This window comes from Micromonospora zamorensis, from assembly GCF_900090275.1.
GTDB classification, from domain to species: Bacteria; Actinomycetota; Actinomycetes; order Mycobacteriales; family Micromonosporaceae; genus Micromonospora; species Micromonospora zamorensis.
The window spans coordinates 5,953,146-5,972,776 of sequence record NZ_LT607755.1 but is presented as its reverse complement, the minus strand read 5'-3'; the positions used below and the strand labels follow the sequence as shown (position 1 = coordinate 5,972,776).

General features: G+C 72.7%; 15 protein-coding genes and 2 pseudogenes. 10 read left to right on the top strand and 7 right to left on the bottom strand.

Going from position 1 to position 19,631, the window contains the following annotated elements; genetic code table 11:
* Positions 1-226: 226 nt before the first annotated feature.
* The 8 genes and pseudogenes from GA0070619_RS26685 (at position 227) to GA0070619_RS26655 (ending at position 8,356) form a co-directional block, all read left to right on the top strand.
* Positions 227-709: a hypothetical protein gene (locus GA0070619_RS26685; RefSeq protein WP_088950575.1), complete on the top strand. Its 483-nt coding sequence runs from the start codon at positions 227-229 to the stop codon at positions 707-709.
* Between the two features lie 44 nt (positions 710-753).
* Complete coding sequence (locus tag GA0070619_RS26680; protein ID WP_088950574.1) at positions 754-909, top strand: DUF4177 domain-containing protein; 156 nt, start codon at positions 754-756, stop codon at positions 907-909.
* A complete protein-coding gene (locus GA0070619_RS26675; RefSeq protein ID WP_088950573.1) occupies positions 906-1,367 on the top strand; it encodes a RidA family protein in 462 nt (153 codons plus the stop codon). Before GA0070619_RS26680 ends, GA0070619_RS26675 begins: the two co-directional genes overlap by 4 nt.
* A gap of 133 nt (positions 1,368-1,500) precedes the next feature.
* On the top strand, positions 1,501-2,337 hold the full coding sequence (locus GA0070619_RS26670) for an MBL fold metallo-hydrolase (RefSeq protein WP_088950572.1): 837 nt from the start codon (positions 1,501-1,503) through the stop codon (positions 2,335-2,337).
* Positions 2,334-3,902, top strand: a pseudogene (locus GA0070619_RS34185) (adenylate/guanylate cyclase domain-containing protein); the annotation flags it as partial. The gene GA0070619_RS26670 and the pseudogene GA0070619_RS34185, both read left to right, overlap by 4 nt.
* 141 nt (positions 3,903-4,043) lie before the next feature.
* Positions 4,044-6,053 (top strand): annotated as a pseudogene (locus GA0070619_RS34180) (ATP-binding protein); the annotation flags it as partial.
* A 269-nt stretch (positions 6,054-6,322) separates the two neighbouring features.
* Complete coding sequence (locus tag GA0070619_RS26660; RefSeq protein WP_088950570.1) at positions 6,323-6,826, top strand: hypothetical protein; 504 nt, start codon at positions 6,323-6,325, stop codon at positions 6,824-6,826.
* A gap of 30 nt (positions 6,827-6,856) precedes the next feature.
* Positions 6,857-8,356 carry a serine/threonine-protein kinase gene (locus GA0070619_RS26655; protein WP_088950569.1) on the top strand — a complete coding sequence of 500 codons (1,500 nt, stop codon included), beginning with the start codon at positions 6,857-6,859 and terminating at the stop codon, positions 8,354-8,356.
* Here the strand turns inward: GA0070619_RS26655 and GA0070619_RS26650 are convergent.
* Positions 8,340-8,675: a hypothetical protein gene (locus GA0070619_RS26650; protein ID WP_141911636.1), complete on the bottom strand. Its 336-nt coding sequence runs from the start codon at positions 8,673-8,675 to the stop codon at positions 8,340-8,342. The two genes, GA0070619_RS26655 and GA0070619_RS26650, sit on opposite strands and share 17 nt — an antisense overlap.
* 177 nt (positions 8,676-8,852) lie before the next feature.
* Between GA0070619_RS26650 and GA0070619_RS26645 the strand changes: the two genes are divergently transcribed.
* Both GA0070619_RS26645 and GA0070619_RS26640 read left to right on the top strand, forming a co-directional pair.
* A complete protein-coding gene (locus GA0070619_RS26645; protein ID WP_088950567.1) occupies positions 8,853-9,794 on the top strand; it encodes a transporter substrate-binding domain-containing protein in 942 nt (313 codons plus the stop codon).
* Positions 9,791-10,981, top strand: coding sequence for a hypothetical protein (locus GA0070619_RS26640; protein ID WP_088950566.1), 1,191 nt, complete (start codon positions 9,791-9,793; stop codon positions 10,979-10,981). The genes GA0070619_RS26645 and GA0070619_RS26640 overlap by 4 nt, the downstream gene beginning before the upstream one ends.
* A gap of 137 nt (positions 10,982-11,118) precedes the next feature.
* On the opposite strand, the gene GA0070619_RS26635 is transcribed toward GA0070619_RS26640, so the two are convergent.
* Genes GA0070619_RS26635 through GA0070619_RS26610 form a run of 6 tightly spaced genes read right to left on the bottom strand, consistent with a single transcriptional unit; the run spans position 11,119 to position 19,627 of the window.
* The gene (locus GA0070619_RS26635) at positions 11,119-12,282 is read right to left on the bottom strand and encodes an acyl-CoA dehydrogenase family protein (RefSeq protein ID WP_088950565.1); all 1,164 of its coding nucleotides are present in this window, start codon (positions 12,280-12,282) and stop codon (positions 11,119-11,121) included.
* Positions 12,279-14,351, bottom strand: a complete 2,073-nt coding sequence (locus GA0070619_RS26630; protein WP_088952073.1) for an acetyl/propionyl/methylcrotonyl-CoA carboxylase subunit alpha — start codon at positions 14,349-14,351, stop codon at positions 12,279-12,281. Before GA0070619_RS26630 ends, GA0070619_RS26635 begins: the two co-directional genes overlap by 4 nt.
* A 14-nt stretch (positions 14,352-14,365) precedes the next feature.
* On the bottom strand, positions 14,366-15,967 hold the full coding sequence (locus tag GA0070619_RS26625) for an acyl-CoA carboxylase subunit beta (protein WP_088950564.1): 1,602 nt from the start codon (positions 15,965-15,967) through the stop codon (positions 14,366-14,368).
* Positions 15,964-17,160 carry an acyl-CoA dehydrogenase family protein gene (locus GA0070619_RS26620; protein ID WP_088950563.1) on the bottom strand — a complete coding sequence of 399 codons (1,197 nt, stop codon included), beginning with the start codon at positions 17,158-17,160 and terminating at the stop codon, positions 15,964-15,966. Before GA0070619_RS26620 ends, GA0070619_RS26625 begins: the two co-directional genes overlap by 4 nt.
* Positions 17,157-18,773, bottom strand: a complete 1,617-nt coding sequence (locus GA0070619_RS26615) for an acyclic terpene utilization AtuA family protein (RefSeq protein ID WP_412769121.1) — start codon at positions 18,771-18,773, stop codon at positions 17,157-17,159. Before GA0070619_RS26615 ends, GA0070619_RS26620 begins: the two co-directional genes overlap by 4 nt.
* 56 nt (positions 18,774-18,829) lie before the next feature.
* Positions 18,830-19,627, bottom strand: a complete 798-nt coding sequence (locus GA0070619_RS26610; RefSeq protein ID WP_088950561.1) for a TIGR03084 family metal-binding protein — start codon at positions 19,625-19,627, stop codon at positions 18,830-18,832.
* Positions 19,628-19,631: the final 4 nt, after the last annotated feature.

The window sequence follows — 19,631 nt, the reverse complement described above, 5'->3', positions numbered from 1 at the left end:
CATGCCGCGCGGGCCGTCGGTTCGGTCGGTGATGAGCCGTGCTCGGTTTGGCAGTCCATCCTCCGACTGTCGATCTGTCGCATATGTGACTGTTGGTGACCGCTTGTGCGCGTCCTATTGGCGGGACTGCGGCCACCGACCTACCTTCGTCCCGGTGCGGGGGCCGGAACGGACGAATGGGTTCGGACCGGAAGCATGATCCGAGAGGTACGACCGGAGGCAGTGCATGCGCGACGCGGACAACATCCCTCGCATCCAGTTCCCGACCAACGACCGGCCGCGCCGGCCCGGGTCCGTGGTCGAGACCGGCGGGCCCGTCGGCAGCCAGCCGGTCAACGAACGGTCGTACCGCCGGATGCCGGAGCAGACGGAGGCGGCTCGGGCGCCGGGCCGCCCCGCCGAGCGGGCCCGCGAAGACGACGAGCCGGGCTTCGTCATCCACCTGCCGATCCGGGTGCCGAGTCTGGCCGCGGCGACCGTACTGGCCGGCCGGGTCGCGGTGTCCCTGGGCTTCCTGCCCGAGCTGGACGCCGGCGAGACCACCGTGTCCAACGCCGACGACCAGAACAACCGGCACCGGGTGTTCTGCGACCTGCTGCTGCCCGACCGCTCCCGCTGCCCCCAGGGATACGAGCACGAAGGGCTCTGCGGGGAGCTGCCGGCCGCTCCGGAGCAGCGTCCCGCACCTCGCCCCGCCAGCGGACCGTAGGCTGTCCCTCGAACAATTCCGCACCGAGAGGGAGCCCTTCAGCGATGCAGAAGTGGGAATACTCCACGGTCCCGCTGCTGGTCCACGCGACCAAGCAGATCCTCGACAACTGGGGCGAGGACGGGTGGGAGCTCGTCGCCGTGATCCCCGGGCCCAATCCGGACCAGCTGGTCGCCTACCTGAAGCGGCCCAAGGCGTGAGCAACGGTCCGCACGCGAAACTCGCCGAGCTGGGGTTCGAACTGCCCGAGGTCGTGCCACCGGTGGCCAGTTACGTGCCGGCCGTACAGTCCGGGCAGCACGTGTACGTCTCCGGCCAGCTGCCGATCGCCGAGGGCAAGCTGCTCGCGACCGGCAAGGTCGGCGCCGGGATCTCCGCCGAGCAGGCGAAGGATCTGGCCCAGCGGTGCGCGCTCAACGCGCTGGCCGCTGTCGACTCGCTCGTCGGCCTGGAGAACGTCGTCAAGGTCGTCAAGGTGACGGGTTTCGTGGCCTCCGCGCCCGGCTTCACCGGTCAGCCGGCGGTGATCAACGGTGCCTCCGACCTCTTCGGGACCGTCTTCGGCGAGGCTGGCCGCCACGCCCGCAGCGCGGTTGGAGTGGCTGAACTGCCCCTCGACGCCCCGGTGGAGATCGAGCTCATCGTCGAGGTCGCCTGACGCGTCACCAGCACCCCCGCGATCCGCGCTCAGGAGGGGCCCCTTCCTCGCCACCAGGCGTCGACGGGGCCTTCCTCCGGGTTCGGTGGGCAAGATCGTGGGGTGTTGCGGGCGGGGCCGTACCATCGCAGCCATGAGCGGGCACGTGACGGCACCGGCTGCGGCGCTGGCCGACGAGCTGCCGACCTGGGTGACACTGCTGCGTGCACCGAACCCGGGGCCGATGACCCTCGACGGCACCAACACCTGGGTTCTGCGCGCCCCGTCGGCCGAGCAGGCCGTCGTGGTCGACCCGGGGCCGGCGGACGAGGGACACCTGACCCGGATCGCCGAGCACGGCCCGATCGGGCTGGTCCTGATCACCCACGGCCACCCCGACCACACCGAGGGCTCCGCCCGGCTGAGCGAACTGCTCGGCGGCGTGCACGTCCTCGCTGTCGACCCGGCGCACACCATCGGCGGCGAGCCACTGACCGAACCGGGCGAACGCCTCGGCGGTTTCGGCCTGGAGATCAGCCTGCTGGGCACTCCAGGGCACACCGCCGACTCGGTCTGCTTCCTGGTCGGGCACGGTGACGAGCGGGTGGTGTTCACCGGCGACACCATTCTCGGCAGGGGCACCACCGTGGTCGCCCATCCGGACGGGCACCTCGGTGACTACCTGACCAGCCTGGAGCTGCTGTCCGCGTACCGGGGGATCCCGGCGTTGCCCGGGCACGGCCCGGCGCTGGCCGACTGCGCCGCCGCCGCCGACTTCTACCTCGCGCACCGTCGCGCCCGGCTCGACCAGGTCCGGGCGGCGGTCGCGGCCGGCGCCCGCACGCCCGCCGACGTGGTGGCGGCGGTCTACGCGGACGTGGACCGCTCGCTCTGGTGGGCGGCCGAGTGGTCGGTCCGTGCGCAGCTTGAGTATCTGGGTGTCGGCATCGGGGAATCTGCGCCGGGGGTCAGTGGGTTGGAGCACATGTGACCTGCCCCGTGTGTGGAACCGTCGCCGTTCCCGGCGCGCGGTTCTGCCACAACTGCGGTGCCGCGCTGCCGGCCGCCGCCACGTTGCCGGCAGCCGAGCGCCGGGTGGTCACCGTGCTCTTCGGCGACCTCTCCGAGTTCACCTCCTGGTCGGAGGACCTCGACCCGGAACGGGTCGGTGCGGTCACCGACCGGGTGCTCGCCGCGCTCGCCGGTGCGGTGAAGACCTTCGGCGGGCACGTCGACAAGCTGACCGGCGACGGGATCATGGCCGTTTTCGGCGCCCCGGTGGCGCACGAGGACGACGCCGAACGCGCCGTCCGGGCCGCCCTGTCCATGCAGCGGGCCGTCCGCCGGGTGCTCGACGACGAGCGGGGCGGCGGCGCGCCGCTCGGGCTGCGCGTCGGGTTGAACACCGGCGACGTCATCGCCGGCATCCAGGCCGCCATCGAATACACGGTCATCGGCGACACGGTGAACACGGCCGCCCGGCTGGCCGACGCCGCAGCGGTCGGCGCGGTCTACGCCGGCGGCCGCACCGCCGCCGCCACCCGACACGTGTCGTCCTGGCGGGCGCTGCGCCCGCTGCGGCTCAAGGGCAAGCGTGAGCCGGTCGAGGCGTACGAGCTGCTGGGCCTGCTGGACGCACCGGGCACCCGCTCGGGGCTGGGCGACGAAGCGCCGTACGTCGGCCGGGAGACGGAGATCGGTCGGGTCGCCGGCCGGCTCGCCGAGGTGATCGACCAGGGTGACCCGCGGGTGCTGCTGATGACCGCCGAGGCGGGCATCGGCAAGTCCCGGTTCGCCGCGGAGGTCGAGCGCCTCGCCGCCGGGTACGACGTGGGCGCTGGCCGGTACGCGGCGCACACGGGCGCCCGGGTGCTGTCGGTGCGGTGTGCCGCCTTCGGTGAGCGACGTCGGCTCGCGCCGCTGGCCGACCTGGTGCGTGCCGCCGTCGGCCTGCCCAGTGACGCCTCCACCGCACTGACCCGACCGGCGGTGGACGAGAGGTTGCGACGGCTCGGGCAGCGGCTCGCCCGCTCCGGCGGCGAGACCACCCCGATCGCCGTCGAGCAACTGCTCGCCCTGCTCGGCTACGGCGAACTCCCGGCCCACGGCGGCACCGACTCGGGCGAGTGGGGCGGGTCGAGCGTCCCGGCCGCGGATGCCGAGGCGGTGCCGAACGCTGTCGCCAACCTGCTCAGCGGGCTCGCCTCGGAAGCGCCACTGGTGATCGTGGTGGACGACCTGCACGACGCCACCCCCGAGACGATCAGTGCCCTCGGGCTGACCCTGTCCCGGCTCACCGGCCCGGTGCTGGTGCTGCTGCTCGGCCGGCCGGAGCTGGTGCGTACGGCCGGCGCGCTGACCCGGGTCGCGGACGCCGAGGTGCACTCCCTGCCGCCACTGCGCGGTGCCGACGCGGCGCGGCTGCTCACCAGTTACCTCAGCGGCGGCAAGCTGCCGCAGGCCGACACGGACCGGCTGCTCGCCACCGCTCAGGGCAACCCCTTCTACCTGGCCGAGCTGGTCACCCTGCTCATCGAGCGCGGAGCGCTCACCACGGAAACAGCGCGCGGTATCCGCGCCTCGGAGGCGGCGCGCGGTGCCCGTGCCTCGGAGTCGGCGTTCGGTGTCGGTGCCCCGGAGGAGGCGCCCGGTGCGCGCGCCTCGGTTGATCGTCCCGGCTCCGGCGAACGCGACCAGAGCCCGTCGACGGGTTGGCGGTTGGTGCCCGGGTCGCTGGGCAGCCGGCTGCTCTCCCGCGACCTCGCCGCCGTCCTCGCCGCCCGGATCGACGCGCTGCCACCGGACGCCCGTTCGGTGCTGCGTGACGCCGCGGTCATCGGTGACACGGTGCCGACCGGGGCCCTGGAGGCGATGCGTGAGCAGCGCGCCGGCCGCGACGGCCGGCCGTCGGCCGTGGTCGCCGTGGAACTCGACAGGGCTGTCGAGGAGCTGCTGCAACGCCGGATGCTGCACCGCTCCCGCACCGGCTACTCGTTCGCGACCCCGTTGATGCGGGAGGCCGCGTACGCAGGGGTGAGCAAGGCGGAACTGGCCGAGCGGCACGCCGCGCTGGCCCGCTGGGCGGCGCCCGCGAACGAGGCCGCCGCCGGGGCGCCGGGCGGGTTCACCGACGAGGCCCGGGACGACTTCGTGGCGATGCACGTCGAACGGGCCGCCACGCTCGCCGACGCGGTGAAGCTGCGCCCCGACGCGCCGGCCCGGGCGGTGGTCCCGCTCGGCGTCGCCGCGCTCGGCCGGGCCGCCCGCCGGTCGCTGTCCGCCGGTGAGCCGGTGCTGGCCGTGGAGTACGCCGAGCGCGCCACCGAGTTGGCTCGCGACGGCATGCCGGCGGCCGATCGGGTGGTGCACGCACGGGCGCTGCTCCAGGTCGGCCGGGTGGCCGACGCGCTGGCGTACGCCGAGAAGATCGCCGCGAACGCGGGGGACGAGGTCACCCGGGTCAGCGCGCTGCTGCTCGCGGGGCAGGCCCAGGAAACCCTCGGTGATCAGGGTCGGGCGGTGACCGCCTGGCAGGAGGCGTTGCAGGTGGCCACGGCGGGCCAGTTGCCCATCCAACGCGCCACGGCGATGCGCCGGCTCGGCATGGCCGACTTCGTGGCTGGCCGGCTGAGTCAGGCGAGCAGCCGGTTGGCTGCCGCGTACCAGGTCAGCCTCGGCGCGAAGGACCGACGCGGGCAGGCCTGGTCGTTGCAGAACCTGGCCTGGGTGACCACCACCCGGGGTGACTTCGCCGGCACCGACGCGGTGCTCGGCCGGGCTGCCCGGCTCTTCGCCGAGCTGAAGGACCCGTACGGGCGGGCCTGGCTGCGCGGCACCACGGCGTTCGCCCGACTGCTCGCCGGCCGACTGCGCGAGGCGTGTCGGATGGCGCAGGTGTTCCTGCCCTTCGGAGAGCGGGTCGGTGAGGCGTGGGCGGTGGGCACGCTTCGTGCGGTGGCCGCCTTCGCCACGGCCGAGCTGGGTGACCTGGCCGAGGCGGACCGGGAGGCCCGACGGGCGTACCGGGAGTTCGCCGCCGCCTCCGACGACTGGGGGCGCGGGTTCGCGCTGGTGGTGCGCGCGGTGGTGGCGCGTGGGCTGGGCGAGCCGGCGCACGCGGCGGACCTGCTCACCGACGCCCTGGCGTACGCGGAGCGCACCTCGCACCCGTTGCTCACCGGGATGGCCGGCACGCTGCGCGGCTTCGTCGCGTTGGACATGGGCGACTGCGAGACGGCCGAGCGGGTGGCCCGCTCGGTGCTGACCGCTGTGGAGCCGCACAACCCGCAGGCCCCGGCGCAGGTGGCGCCCCGGGTGCTGCTGGCGACGGCCCGTCTGGCCGCCGGTGACTCGGCGACTGCGGTCGGGTTGCTCGCTCCGGTGGCCACGGCCGCCGCGAACGCGCCCTCGCTGCTCTTCTCCCGTCGCCAGACGATGGCCCAGTACGCGGCGGCGCTGCTCGCCCACGGTCAGCGGGAGCAGGCGTTGGACTGGGCCCGCCGGGCGGTCACCGCGCCGGCCGAGGACGTGCGTAGTCAGGTGATCGCGGCCAGCGTGCTGGCCGAGGCGCTGGCTGCCTGCGGCCAGCCGACGGAGGCCCTGGCCAGCGCGGACGAGGCGGTCCGCCTGGCGTACGCGACCGAGCAGCGCAGCGAACGCGCCGCTGCCGACGCCCTCCGCGCCCGCCTGACCCCCGCCCTCACCTGACCCCACCACCCACCCTGCCCCACCCACCCCCACCCCGCCTGACCCTCGGTGATCAAGAGGTTTGCGTCAGGAATCAGGCTCCCGGTGACCGAAACCTCTTGATCAACGCGGCAGGCGAGTGCGACGACCGCACCGATCAACGCGGCAGGCGCGTGGGTGGCACGGTTTCTGCCGGTTCCGGGGATGTGGCGGTCGGGGTGAGCGGCTAGCGTGTCACCACCGTGTGCCGGTCCACAGTGTGATCGTCGCCGTGCCTGGGGAGGCCCTTCATGAAGCTGCCGCGTTCCATCGCGGGCTGGACCATCGCGGTCTTCGGCGTGTTGGCGCTGGTGATGGGCACGGTCGGGCTGCTCTGGCCGGAGGCGCAGTTGCGCATGCTCGGGTTCGAGGTGCCGGAGACGCGTGCCGTCGGTGACCACACCGGCACGTTCCTGCTGGCGTCCTCGATGGCGGCGTTCAACATGGGCGTCTACTACCTGCTGGCCACGGTCACCGAGTGGCGGGTGTTCTACCGGTTCACCGTCGTCTTCCGGCTGGTCACGTTCACCGTGTTCACCATCGCGGTGCTGGCCGACATCGCTCCGGGCCGGTTCTTCGGCGTGGCGGCCTGGGAAGGCCTGGGGGCGGTGGCCACCGCCGTCGGCCTGCGCCTGGACGCCCGCCGGGGCGCGCCGGCTGGCGACGTGGTGACGTCCGACGGTGCCGGGGCGACTGCGGACGCTGAGGAGGGTACCGGTCCGGCCGGTGCCGCTCCGGCGGACGCGGTGCGCTGAGCCATCGGTCGGGTTGGGTATTTTCGAGCGGTGACCGACACCCCGACCGGCGGCTTGCGAGTTCCGATCGTGCCCGGTCTGACGGATTTGCGGGTCTTTGCCCGAGGCGGCTACGCGACCGTCTACCAGGCCACCCAGATCTCGGTGGGTCGCGAGGTCGCCGTCAAGGTAGAAAACCGGACGCTGGACAGCGAGCGGGATCAGGCCCGTTTCCTGCGCGAGGCGCGGGCTGCCGGCCGGATGTCGTCACACCCGCACGTGGTGGACCTCTTCGACGTCGGGGTCACCGTCGACCAGCACCCCTACCTGATCATGGAACTCTGCGACGGCTCGTACGCCGAACGGATGCGTACGTCGCCGCTGGGCCCGGTGGAGGCCCGTGACCTCGGCATCAAGATCGCCGACGCGCTGGCCCACTCGCACGGGGCCGGAGTGCTGCACCGCGACGTCAAGCCCGCCAACATCCTCCACTCGCACTTCAACTCGGCAGTGCTCGCCGACTTCGGGCTGGCCGTGCTCGCCGAGCACCGGGACGCCTCGGTCACCCTGGAGGTGCTCACCCCGGCGTACGCGCCACCGGAGATGTTCAGCCACAGCCCGCCGTCGCCGGCCGTCGACGTGTACGCGCTCTGCGCCACCCTCTACGCGGTGATGCACGGCCGGCCGCCCCGCTGGCAGTCCGAGCGCAACCCCAGCCTGGTCACCGTGCTGGAGTTGTTCAACCAGCCGCTTCCCGCCCTGCCGGGCGTACCGGACGAGCTGATCGACGTCCTGCGCCTCGGCATGGCCAACGACCCGGCCGCGCGTCCCTCCGCCCTCGAACTGCACGACCTGCTCGCCAACCTGCCCCTCGGCTCACCGTCGGCCCCGGTCAGCGGTGCCCCGGTCAGCGGCGGCGTGACCCTCTCCGGCCCGTACGCGGCCAGTCAGCCGGTGCCCCGCCCGCCCATTGAGGACACTCAGCAGGTGGTGACCGGCGGCCGGCGCTGGCGGCGCTGGTTCCTCGGCGGCGCGGGAGTGCTGGCGCTCGCCGCTTCCGCCACCGCCGGGGCCTGGGTCGCCGACCGGGCGCCATCACCCACCCCGAGCCCGTCGGTCACCCAGGTCGCCGCCCCGGCCACCGGCCCGCTGCCCGGCTGCGTGACCGGCGCCGGCTCGCCGACCGCCCTGCCCGAGGGCGCCCGCTGCCTGCCCGAGCTGGAGTGCTTCGGCCCGGTGCGGATCCGCGGCAGCCGCGCCGAGGCAGTCCGGCTTCCCTGCGCCGGCCGGCACACCTGGGAGACGTACGCCGAGGGGATTTTGCCGGTGGCGCTGGTCGGTGCCGACTACGACGAGGTGGTCGCCGCTGCCCCGGTCCGGCAGGTGTGCAGCGCCACGACGTTCCGTTTGACCACCGGGATCGCCGAGCCGAGCGGCTGGCACCTGGAGGTGCTACCGCCGGTCGACGGCAGCATCGACCGGACGTACCGGTGCCTGGCCGGGCGGGGCGTGGACGCGCTCGCCGCGCCCACCCTCACCGGCCGCCGCTGAGTCCGTTCGACCCGCGCCGCCGGTCACGTACCGCACGCAGGGTGGCCCGGCTGTCCAGGGCGTCGAGGGTGTCCGCGTCGATCCCGTACGGCATCAGCTCGGGCGGCCCGACGGTCGCCGACCGGTCCGCCGGCTCCGGGTCGTCGGCCTGACGCGCGGCGGAGACGGCGACCCCGGCCACCATGGTCAACAGGACGCAGAGTAGCGCGAGGACCACGCCGACAAGATCTTGTCGGCGCCAGATGACCAGCATGACCAGCGGCGCGAGGGCTCCCAGCGCCGCGAGCACCGCCACCGTCCGCGCATCGGGTCTGGGCAATCGACTCACCTGTCCAGCATGTCGCCACGGGGCCGGCTGTCAACCGCAGAACCGACCGCCGCGCAGATCGCCGTCGATCCGCCAGGACCCGCCGACAAGGCCGACGACGTCCACACTCAATGGACAAGAGCCGCTACTCTCGGTGTCCCGCAAGCTCATCCGGCAGCGAGGTCGCCCATGAACGCAGGCAGTTCGCAGTCCCGGCTCCGCTCGGTCGCGTCGACGCTGGCGGTGGCCCTCACGCTCACCCTTGCCGCCGCCGCTGGGTGCGACAGCCGGCGGGAACCGGACCTGCCCTCGGTGCAGGAGAAGATGCGCGAGACGCACATCTACGGTCAGTCGAAGTTGCGCATCGGCGTCGCCACGAACGAGCCGCTGATGGGTGAGCTGCGCAACGGGCAGCACGTCGGGTTCGACGTCGAGATCGCCAAATACATAGCGGCCTCCCTCGGCTACGAGGGGGACCAGCGGCTGGAGTTCGTTCCGGTGGCCACCGAGGAGCGGATCCCCGCGTTGCAGGGCGGCACTGTCGACCTCGTGGTGTCCAGCTTCTCCATCACCGAGGAGCGTAAGAAGGTGGTGAGCTTCGCCGGGCCGTACTTTGTCACCACGCAGGAGGTGATGGTGCCGACGCGGCTGAGAGGCAAGATCAGCACCATCGAGGACCTCCGTAACCCGGACTACAAGATCTGCACCAGTGGCGGCTCCACCTCCGAGGCCGAGCTGGGAGGTCACCAGGTCAAGGCCCTGGTCGTGAAGACCGTCGGTGACTGCGTCGCCGGCATCCGGGCGGGCCGCTACGACGCGGTCAGCTCCGACGAGACGATCCTCGCCGGCTTCCTGGCGCGCCACCCGAAGGAGTTCGAGATCGTCGACATGCCGTTCGGCACCAGCGAGCTGCTGGGCGTCGGCGTGCCGATCGGTGACCCGGCACTGCGCGACCTGGTCGCGTTCTTCCTGCAGAAGAGCTACCAGCAGGGGCGCGACGAGCAGGCGAGCCCGTGGCAGACCTCGTACAACCGGACGCTGGGTCCGTGGCTCAAGGCCGAGAAGCGCCAGCCGCAGCCGCTGGAGGTGCCGAAGCTGGTCGACTTCGACGACAAGGCGCCCACGAAGTGAGCGCGGCGACCACCGCCGCCGGCGGCGACGGCACAGTCCCGCCGCCCCGCAGCTCCGTGCCGGGCGTCGCAGCCGCACCGGCAATCGACGGTACGGAGTCGGCGCCGCCCGCCGGGGTGGACGGTGTCGACTGGCCAGCCGGTGTGCCCGTCGCCGAACCCGCCGAGCCGATCATCGCCGACGTCGAGCCCGGGCGGGTCCGCTGGGACCCGGCGGAGCGACGCGCTCGCGCCAGCCAGTCGTTCTGGACCGCCGTGGTGGGCGTACCGGCGATCTTCTCGGTGCTCCGCCTCGGGGTGGAGGCCGGCGGCGAACTCCAGACCACACTGCTGCTGGTGGCGAACGTCGGGCCGGTCAATCTGCTCGCCGGCTTCCTGACCACGGCAGCTCGGCTGCTCTCGACCGGCCTGGTCGCCGTCTTCGCGCTCGGCGCGGTGCTGGCCGTCAGCGCCGACCGGCTGCCGCCGGGTGCCCGTCGCCGTCCGCTCTTCGCCCGCTGGGCCGACATCACCCCCGCCTGGGTGGTGCTGGCCAGCTTCCTGCTCGCCCTGATCACCTGGCCGCTGCTCTATCTCCCGCTGCTGCTGCCGGCATTCGTGGCCGCGTTCCAACTCCGTCCCGCGCGCCTGCACGAACGGGTGCTGCCACGGCTGCTGATCATCGTCGCGCTGCTGGCCGGGTACGGCTGGCTGATGCTGCCCACCCTGCGAGAAGCGGTGCGGCAGGGCGACGAGGGGCTGGTGCTGGCGCTCATCGTGGTGCCGCCGCTGCTGGCCCTGTTCATCGCCGGACCGCTGCCGGGTGTGGTGATCCGGCCGCTGGCGTCGGCGACCGAGGTGGCGGTCCTGGCCACGCTGGTCTGGGCCGCGGTGCCGGTGATCAGCACGCCGGTGTTGCCGCTGACCGTCACCACCGTCGGCGAGGAGAACGGGCCGACCGAGGACGTACGCGGGCACGTGGTCACCACTGACGACGTCAACATGGTGATCCTTCAGGAGCAGGGCGGCGTCCGGTACGTGCCGGTCGATCTGGTCCGCGCGCAGGTGCTCTGCCCGAGCGAGGAGGAGTTGCCCCGCCACCAACTGCGCATTCACGACTTCCACGTCGAGGATTCACTGTTGGAGGGCATGGGTCGGCGGGTCCGCCCGGTCCACCGCATCGATGCCACCTGTCGCACCCCGGGCTGACCACCGCCACGCGTGGCTCGCGCTGATCGACTCGGCTTCCTGGAAATCGGGGTGTCATTGGCTCTCGGACACCCCGGAATCAAGAAATCCGAGTCGATCATGCAGCGAGGGCACGTGCGGGAACGCGGGGGCCCGGGTCAGTACGACTTGTCCTGGCCCAGGACGTGTTGCGCCACGAAGTTGAGGATCATCTCCCGACTGACCGGGGCGATCCGGCCGGCCCGCACCGCGCCGAGCAGGGTCGCCACCCCGTACTCGGTGGTCATGCCAGCCCCGCCGAGCACCTGGACGGCGGTGTCCACGGCGAGCGCGGCGGCCTCCCCGGCCGCGTACTTCGCCATGTTGCCAGCCACCCCGGCCTCCAGGTCACGGCCGGCGTCGTACAGGGTGGCAGCCTTCTGGATCATCAGGCGGGCAAGCTCCACCTGCACCGCCGCGTGCGCCAACGGGTGCGACACCCCCTGGTGGGAGCCGATGCTCCGACCACCCCAGACCTTGCGGGTGGCGGTGTACTCGCTGGCCCGTTCGATGGCGTACCGGCCGGTGCCGGCCCCCATCGCGGCCACTGTGATCCGCTCCGGGTTGAGCCCGGCGAAGAGCGCCGGCAGCCCGGCGTCCAGCGACTCACCGAGCAGTGCGTCGGCGGGGACCCGGACGTCGTCCAGGTAGAGCAGGAACTGGTTCTCCGGAGACAGGATCTCCATGTCCAACTTGGACCGGGTCAGCCCGGCCGCGTCGGTCGGCACGAGGAACAGCGCCGGCTTGAGCTTGCCGGTGGAGGAGTCCTCGGTCCGGGCCACCACCAGGACGTGATCCGCCTCGTCGACGCCGGAGATGTAGCACTTGCGGCCGTTGAGCACCCAGCCGTCACCGTCGCGGCGGGCCACAGTGCCGAGGCGGTGGAAGTTGGAACCGGCCTCCGGCTCGGTGATCGCGAAGACGATCTTCTGGGAGCCGTCGGCGAGGCCGGGCAGGTGCCGTTTGCGCTGTTCCTCGGTGCCGTGCCGGCTCAGCACGGTGGCCGCGATCGCGGGGGAGACCACCAGCAGCAGCAACGGACAGCCGACCGCCGCCAACTCCTCGCAGACGATCGCCAGCTCGGTGATGCCACCGCCCCCGCCGCCGTACTCGGTGGGGATGTTGACGCCCAGGTAACCGAGCCGTCCGGCGTCGGCCCAGAGCTCGGTGGTGTGTTCGCCGGACTTCGCCTTCTCGACGAAGTAGCCGTGGCCGTAACGACGGCCCAACGCCCGCACGGCGTCGCGCAACTGGTCCTGCTCGGGGGTGAGGTCGAAGGTCATCGGGGGTCCTCCTCGGGATTCGACGGCTCCAGGTCGCCGGTGGCGGGGGAGCTGTCGATGACGGCCAGCACGGCGCCCGTCTGGACCTGACCGCCGGCCGGCACCGGCAGTTCGGCGACCACACCGTCGGTCGGGGCGAGCACGGGATGTTCCAGCTTCATCGCTTCCAGCGTGAGCAGTGGTTCGCCGGCCGTGACCCGCTGACCGACCTGAACATGCACCCGGGTCACCGCGCCGGGCAGCGGCGCGAGCAGCGACCCGGCGGCCACCTCCGCCGTGGGCAGGGGGAGACGCGGCAGCTCGGCCAGGCTCGCCGCCCCGTCCGGGCCGTCCACGAAGACCGCCGACCCCACCCGGTGTACGCGGTACGCGCACCGCACCCCGTCGACGTCGAGCACCACCCGGTCCGGGGTCGCCTCGACCAGTGCCACGACGGGCTCGGCGGCCGGTTCGGGAGCTTCGGGTCCATTTGCGGAGCCCCCGGAGGCCGTCGCCGAGGTGCTGGACCACTCGGCGAGCCCACCCGTGCGATCCAGCCGGTAGCGGATCTCGATCTCGGTGCCGTCCGGGCCGGTGAAGCGGGCGACCTGGGGAAACGCGGCCACGTTGCGCCAGCCGGAGGGGAGCCCGGCAAGCACCGGGGCGGTCGACCGGCGGTGCGCGGCACCCGCGAGCGCGGCGGCGAGGGCGGTGAGCGGAACCTGATCGGCGGGCAGGAGCGGGGCGAAGACCTCCGGGTGCCGATCCAGGAAACCGGTGTCGATCTCTCCTGCCGCGAACTCCCGACTACGCAGGACGCGGACCAGCAGATCGCGGTTGGTCGCCACCCCGTGGATCTCGGCCCGGGCCAGCGCGCCTGCCAGGGCCCGGGCCGCCTCGGACCGGGTCGGTGCCACGGCGATCAGCTTGGCGAGCAGCGAGTCGTAGTGCACGCCCACCACCGAGCCCTCCACCACGCCGGAGTCGAGCCGTAGACCCGCCCGCTGGATCCAGCCGAACTCGCGGTCCACCCCCGGCACGCTGAAGCGGTGCAGGGTGCCGGTGGCGGGCCGCCAACCCTGCGCCGGCTCCTCGGCGCACAGCCGTACCTCAATCGCGTAGCCGCGCGTGGCCGGGTAGTGGTGATGTGCGGGCAGCGGTGCGCCCTCGGCCACCAGCAGCTGCATCCGAACCAGGTCCAGCCCAACCGGGGTGACCAACTCGGTGACGGGGTGCTCCACCTGGAGTCGGGTGTTCATCTCCAGGAAGAAGAACTCGCCGGTCGGCGCCAGCAGGAACTCAACAGTGCCGGCGCCCACATAGTCGACCGCCCGTCCGGCAGCCATGGCCGTCTCGTGCAGGCGATCATGCAGCCCCGGCGGGAGATCACCCGGAGCCTCCTCAATGATCTTCTGGTGTCGGCGCTGGATCGAGCACTCCCGGACACCGAGCACGTGCACGGTCCCATGGGTGTCGCCGAAGATCTGCACCTCGACGTGCCGGCCGCGTTCGACGTACCGCTCGATGAAGACCGTGCCGTCGCCGAACGCCGCAGCCGCCTCGCGGCGCGCGGACGCGACGGCCTCGGCCAACCCCGCGGCGTCCCGGACGATCCGCATCCCCCGCCCACCACCGCCGGCGGACGCCTTCACCAGCACCGGGAAGTCCGAGATCCCATCGGTGTCGGTCCAGCTCGGCAACATCGGCACGCCCGCCTCGGCGAGCATCGCCTTGGCCGCCAGCTTGTCGCCCATCGCCGCGATCACCTTGGCCGGCGGACCCACCCAGGTCAGCCCCGCGTCGGTCACCGCCGCCGCGAACTCGGCGTTCTCGGCAAGGAAGCCGTAACCCGGATGGACGGCGTCCGCGCCGCTGCGCCGGGCCGCGTCCAGGATCTTCTCGACCTGAAGGTACGTCTCGGTCGGCGTGGCCCCGGGCAGCCGGACCGCCTGGTCGGCCTCGCCGACGAACGGCTCGGCGGCGTCCGCGTCCGAGTGCACGGCGACCGTCTCCACGCCCAGCGCACGACAGGTCGCGAAGACCCGACGCGCGATCTCACCGCGATTGGCAACGAGCAGTTTCCGAATCATCATCAGTTCGCCTCTCACATCCGGAAGATGCCGTAGCCGTCGGCACCCTTGACCGGGCCGTTGTGGATCGCCGAGAGGCAGAGCCCGAGGACGGTCCGTGTGTCCCGGGGATCGATCACGCCGTCGTCGTAGAGCCGGCCGGAGAGGAACAGCGCGCCCGACTGGGACTCGATCTGCTGCTCGACCATCATCCGCATCGCCGCGTCGGAGTCCTCGTCGTAGTCGCGCCCCCGTGCGGCCGCCGCCTGCCGGGCCACGATGGACAGCACCCCGGCGAGCTGCGCCGGGCCCATCACCGCCGACTTGGCGTTCGGCCAGGTGAACAGGAACCTCGGGTCGTACGCCCGGCCGCACATGCCGTAGTTGCCGGCCCCGTAGGAGGCGCCCAGGTTCACCGTCAGGTGCGGCACCGTCGAGTTGGACACCGCGTTGATCATCAAAGCGCCGTGCTTGATGATGCCGCGCTGCTCGTACTCGGTGCCGACCATGTAGCCGGTGGTGTTCTGGAGGAAGATCAGCGGGGTGTTCGAGGCGTTCGCGAGCTGGATGAACTGAGCCGCCTTCTGCGCCTCCTCGCTGAACAGCACACCGCGGGCGTTGGCCAGCACGCCCACCGGGTAGCCGTGCAGCTCGCCCCAACCGGTGACCAACGCGCCCCCGTACGCGGGCTTGAACTCGTCGAAGTCGCTGCCGTCGAGGATCCGGGCCAGCACCTCACGGGGATCGAACGGCACCTTCAGGTCGGCGCTGGCGATGCCGAGCAGCTCGTCCGGGTCGTACTTCGGCGGCTGCGGCACCGCCGTACGGGGCGACGGGCCGTGCTTGCGCCAGTTCAGCCGTCGTACGCACTGCCGGGCCAGCCGGATGCCGTCCCGCTCGTCCTCGGCCAGGTGGTCGGCGAGCCCGGACGTGCCGGCGTGCATCGCCGCACCGCCCAGCGACTCGTCGTCGGTGACCTCGCCGGTCGCCATCTTCACCAGCGGCGGCCCGGCCAGGTAGACCTGTGACCGGTCCCGGATCATGATCACGTGGTCGGACATCCCCGGCACGTACGCGCCACCGGCCGTGGCGTTGCCGAAGACCACGCTGACAGTGGGGATGCCCGCGGCCGAGAGTCGGGTCAGGTCACGGAACACCCGACCACCCGGGATGAAGATCTCCGCCTGGGTGGGCAGGTCCGCCCCGGCCGACTCGACCAGGTTGACCATCGGCAGCCGGTTGGCCAGCGCGATCTCACCGGCCCGCCGCGTCTTCGCCAGCGACCACGGGTTGACCGCGCCGCCGCGTACCGTCGGGTCGTTCGCGACGATCAGGCACTCCACGCCCTCGACCACGCCGATGCCGGTGACCACGCTGGCGCCCACCGGGAAGTCCGTGCCGTACGCGGCGACCGGCGACAGCTCCAGGAACGGGCTGTCGGCGTCCACCAGCAGCTCGATCCGCTCCCGGGCCAGCAGCTTGCCCCGCTTGTGGTGCCGGGCCACGTACTTCTCGCCGCCGCCCGCGCGGGCCTGGTCCAGCGCCGCGTCCAGCTCGGCGAGCCGTTCCAGCAGCGCCGCCCGGTTCGCCACGAAGCCGGGCGCGGACGGATCGACCGTGGTGTCCAGTGTGGTCACAGGCCCATCCCCTTCACGATGATCTCGTTCATGATCTCGGTGGCGCCGCCGCCGATGCCGAGGATCCGGGCGTCGCGGTAGTGCCGCTCCACCTCGGCGTCGCGCATGTAGCCGAACCCGCCGTGCAACTGCAACGCCTGGTCGACGACCTCGTCGCAGGCGGCCACCGCCACGTTCTTGGCCATCGCCACCTCGGTCACCACCGGCTCACCGGCCGCCACCCGAACGGCGACCTCGTGCACGTACGCCCGGGCGGCCTCGGCGCGGGTGTGCATCTCGGCCAGCCGGTGCCGGACCACCTGCCGGCTGGCCAGCGGACGCCCGAAGGTCTCCCGGTCCCGGCACCAGCGCACCGCCAACTCGACGCAGCGCTGCGCGGTGGCGTACGCCTGGGTGGCCAGCGAGAGCCGTTCCGCGGCGAAGTTCTGCATGATCGCCAGGAAGCCGGTGTCCTCCGCGCCGATCCGGTTGGCCACCGGCACCCGCACGTCGACGAACGACAGCTCGGCGGTGTCCGAGCAGTGCCAGCCCAGCTTCTCCAGCCGGCGCCCGACCGTGAACCCGGGCAGCCCCTTGTCGATGACCAGCAGGGTGAGCTCGCCGCTGCCGGGGAAGTCGGTGCAGACCGCCGTGGTCACGAAGTCCGCCCGGTGGCCGCTGGTGATGTACGTCTTCGACCCGTTCACCACGTAGTGGTCGCCGTCGCGGCGGGCGGTGGTGCGAATGCCGGCCACGTCCGAACCGCCGTCCGGCTCGGTGATCGCCAACGCCCCGATCATCGTGCCGGCCAGGGTCGGCCGGACGTACCGCTGGACCAGGTCGTCGTCGCCGGGCGCCGAGGTGCCACCGAGCCGGCCGCCCAGCGAGCCGCCGATGCTCACACCGGCGGCCGCGACCATGTGCGGCAGGGCAATGCCGTGCGTGAACAGGGCCGCGATCAGGCCGGACGAGCCGCCGGAGCGGATCACCTCCTCGGTCACGATGATCGAGTCGAGCAGGTCACCGCCGCTGCCGCCGACCGATTCGGGGAAGCCGACGCCGAGCAGGCCCAGCTTCGCGGCGGTGGCGTGCAGGGCCCGCGGCACCTCGCCGGCCCGTTCCCAGTCGTCCAGGTGCGGCAGCACCTCGCGGGTCACGAAGGCGCGGGTCAGCTCCCGCAGCTGCCGCCGTTCCGGAGTGTCCACGATGCTCATCGGGCCACCCCCGTCGGCGCGTCGGCGGGCAGGTCGACGATCCGGGCGCGCAGCAGCTCACCGAGCGCCTTCGCCTGCGGGTCGAACCGGGTGGACGCGGCCACCCCCGCACCGAGCAGGCCCTCGATCACGAAGTTGACCGCGCGCAGGTTCGGCAGGTCATAGCGCCGCACCGACAGCGGCGCGGTCTCCGGGAGCAGCTCGGCCAGCCGTGCGACGGTCAACCAGCCGCGCAGCCACGCGTACGCCTCGTCGTTACGCGCCCAGACGCCGAGGTTGGCGTCCCCGCCCTTGTCCCCGGAACGCGCACCGACCAGCTCGCCGAGCGGGCCGCGCCGGGTCGGACCGTCGTGGGTCGCGTCGCCCTCCGGAGCCGTCTCGGCCGCCGAGATGGGCGCGGTGCGGGTCGGCGCGGCGATCGGGACCCGTGCGCCGCCGGGCAGCACCGCCACGTGTGGCACCGCGTCCTGCGGCACCACGTCGGCGGTGAAGACGCCATACGCTGTCGCGTCGCCCGGGAGGGTGGTCAACGTGCAGCCCGGGTACGAGGCCAGGGCCAACTCCACGGCGGCGGCTGAGAAGGCCCGGCCGGCCCGCGCCTTGTCGCCGTCGCGCAGGTGGACGTGCAGCAGGGCGCTGGCCGCCTCGGTGTCGGCGGCGTCCGGGTGGTCGGTCCGGGCCAGCACGAACTCCAGGCCGTCCTTGCCGACCGACTCCTCGACCTGCCCGCGGACCAGCGCCGCCTTCGCCTCGATGTCCAGTCCGCAGAGGACGAACGTCATCGAGTTGCGGAAGCCGCCGAGGTTGTTGACGCCCACCTTCAGCGTGGGCGGCGGCGGGGTGCCCCGGACGCCGGAGACCCGGACCCGGTCCGGCCCGTCGGGGCGCAACGTCACCGTGTCCAGTCGGGCGACCACGTCCGGTCCCAGGTACGCCGGCCCACCGACCTCGTAGAGCAGTTGTGCGGTGACCGTCTCCACGGTGACCGCGCCACCGGTGCCCGGATGCTTGGTGAGCACCGTCGAGCCGTCGGCGGACACCTCGGCGATCGGGAAGCCGGGCCGGTGCCCGCCGTCGGGCAGCTCGGTGAAGAAGCTGAAGTTGCCTCCGGTGACCTGTGCGCCGCACTCGATGAGATGCCCAGCGACTGTTGCCCCGGCCAGTTGGTCGAGGTCGTCGCGGCCCCACCCGTACCGGGCGATGGCCGGGCCGACCACCAGCGACGCGTCGGTGACCCGGCCGGTGACCACCACGTCCGCGCCGCCGTCCAGGCAGGCGGCGATGCCGAAAGCGCCGAGGTAGGCGTTCGCGCTCAGCGCGTCCGGCCGTTGGATCGTGTCGCCCTCGACGTACCCCACCTTGGCGGGCAGGCCCAACCGGGTGGCCAGGGTGTCGATGGCTGCGGCCAGGCCGGCCGGGTTCAACCCGCCGGCGTTGGTCACGATCCGCACCCCACGGTCGAGGGCGGTGCCGAGACAGGTCTCCAGTTGACGGAGGAACGTCTTCGCGTAGCCCAGGTCGGGGTCGCGCAACCGGTCCCGGGCGAGAATCAGCATGGTCAACTCGGCCAGGTAGTCGCCGGTCAACACGTCCAGCTCGCCGCCGTCGAGCATCTCCCGCCAGGCGGTGAACCGGTCACCGTAGAAGCCGGAGGCGTTGCCGATCCGGATCACGCTCGTGCTCCGTCCGCGCTGGCCGGCTCGCGGCCGACACCCGGCGGGCCGGCGAACGCCTGCGCCACGTCGAGCCATTCGTCGGCGATCGGACCGGTGGCGACCAGGGCGAGGTCCGCGCGGTGGCGGCGCTGGGTGACCAGCAGGCAGAAGTCCCGTGCCGGGCCGCTCAGTCGGTCGGCGGCGTCCGCCGGACCCCAGCTCCACGTGTCGCCGCCGGGCCCGAGCAGCTCGACCCGGACCGGCGACGTCGGTGTCGCCCGGCCGTGGGCGGCGAAGCCGTGCCCGAGGGTACGCACACCGAGGTGCGCGACGTGCCGGAGCCGGTCAGTGGCGGGACGGACGACGCCGAGCGCGTCGGCCACGTCCTCACCGTGTGCCCAGGTCTCCATGATCCGGGCCGTCGCCATCGACGTGGCAGACATCCGGGTGCCGTACCAGGGCAGCTTCTCGCCGACCGGAACGGCGGCCAGCGCGTCGGCGAGAGCCGTCCGGCCGGCCCGCCAGCGTTCGAGCAGCTCCACCGGCGGGGCGAGGAACTCCTCGGCGCCCGCGTCGACCAGCCGGGTCGCGTTCGGGGCGGTGGTCACCGTCGCGTAGAACGCCTCGGGATCGGTGGCGGCGAGCAACGCCACATGATCGGTCCAGGCGAGGTGGGCGATCTGGTGCCCGATGCTCCAGCCCTGCGCAGGGGTTGGCCGGGCCCAGTCGGTGGCCGGCAGCGGAGCCACCAGGGCATCGAGCTGGGCGGACTCGGCGGCCAGATCCGCGAGCAGGTCGGTGAGGTCGACCATGGTG

Bases quoted from the DNA above. Each gene is read 5' to 3' on its own strand.
- GA0070619_RS26680 (WP_088950574.1), top strand. From the start codon at position 754: ATGCAGAAGTGGGAATACTCCACGGTCCCGCTGCTGGTCCACGCGACC.
- GA0070619_RS26610 (WP_088950561.1), bottom strand. From the start codon at position 19,627: ATGGTCGACCTCACCGACCTGCTCGCGGATCTGGCCGCCGAGTCCGCC.
- GA0070619_RS26620 (WP_088950563.1), bottom strand. From the start codon at position 17,160: ATGAGCATCGTGGACACTCCGGAACGGCGGCAGCTGCGGGAGCTGACC.
- GA0070619_RS26630 (WP_088952073.1), bottom strand. From the start codon at position 14,351: ATGATTCGGAAACTGCTCGTTGCCAATCGCGGTGAGATCGCGCGTCGG.
- GA0070619_RS26670 (WP_088950572.1), top strand. From the start codon at position 1,501: ATGAGCGGGCACGTGACGGCACCGGCTGCGGCGCTGGCCGACGAGCTG.
- GA0070619_RS26660 (WP_088950570.1), top strand. From the start codon at position 6,323: ATGAAGCTGCCGCGTTCCATCGCGGGCTGGACCATCGCGGTCTTCGGC.
- GA0070619_RS26645 (WP_088950567.1), top strand. From the start codon at position 8,853: ATGAACGCAGGCAGTTCGCAGTCCCGGCTCCGCTCGGTCGCGTCGACG.
- GA0070619_RS26685 (WP_088950575.1), top strand. From the start codon at position 227: ATGCGCGACGCGGACAACATCCCTCGCATCCAGTTCCCGACCAACGAC.
- GA0070619_RS26615 (WP_412769121.1), bottom strand. From the start codon at position 18,773: ATGCTCGACGGCGGCGAGCTGGACGTGTTGACCGGCGACTACCTGGCC.
- GA0070619_RS26635 (WP_088950565.1), bottom strand. From the start codon at position 12,282: ATGACCTTCGACCTCACCCCCGAGCAGGACCAGTTGCGCGACGCCGTG.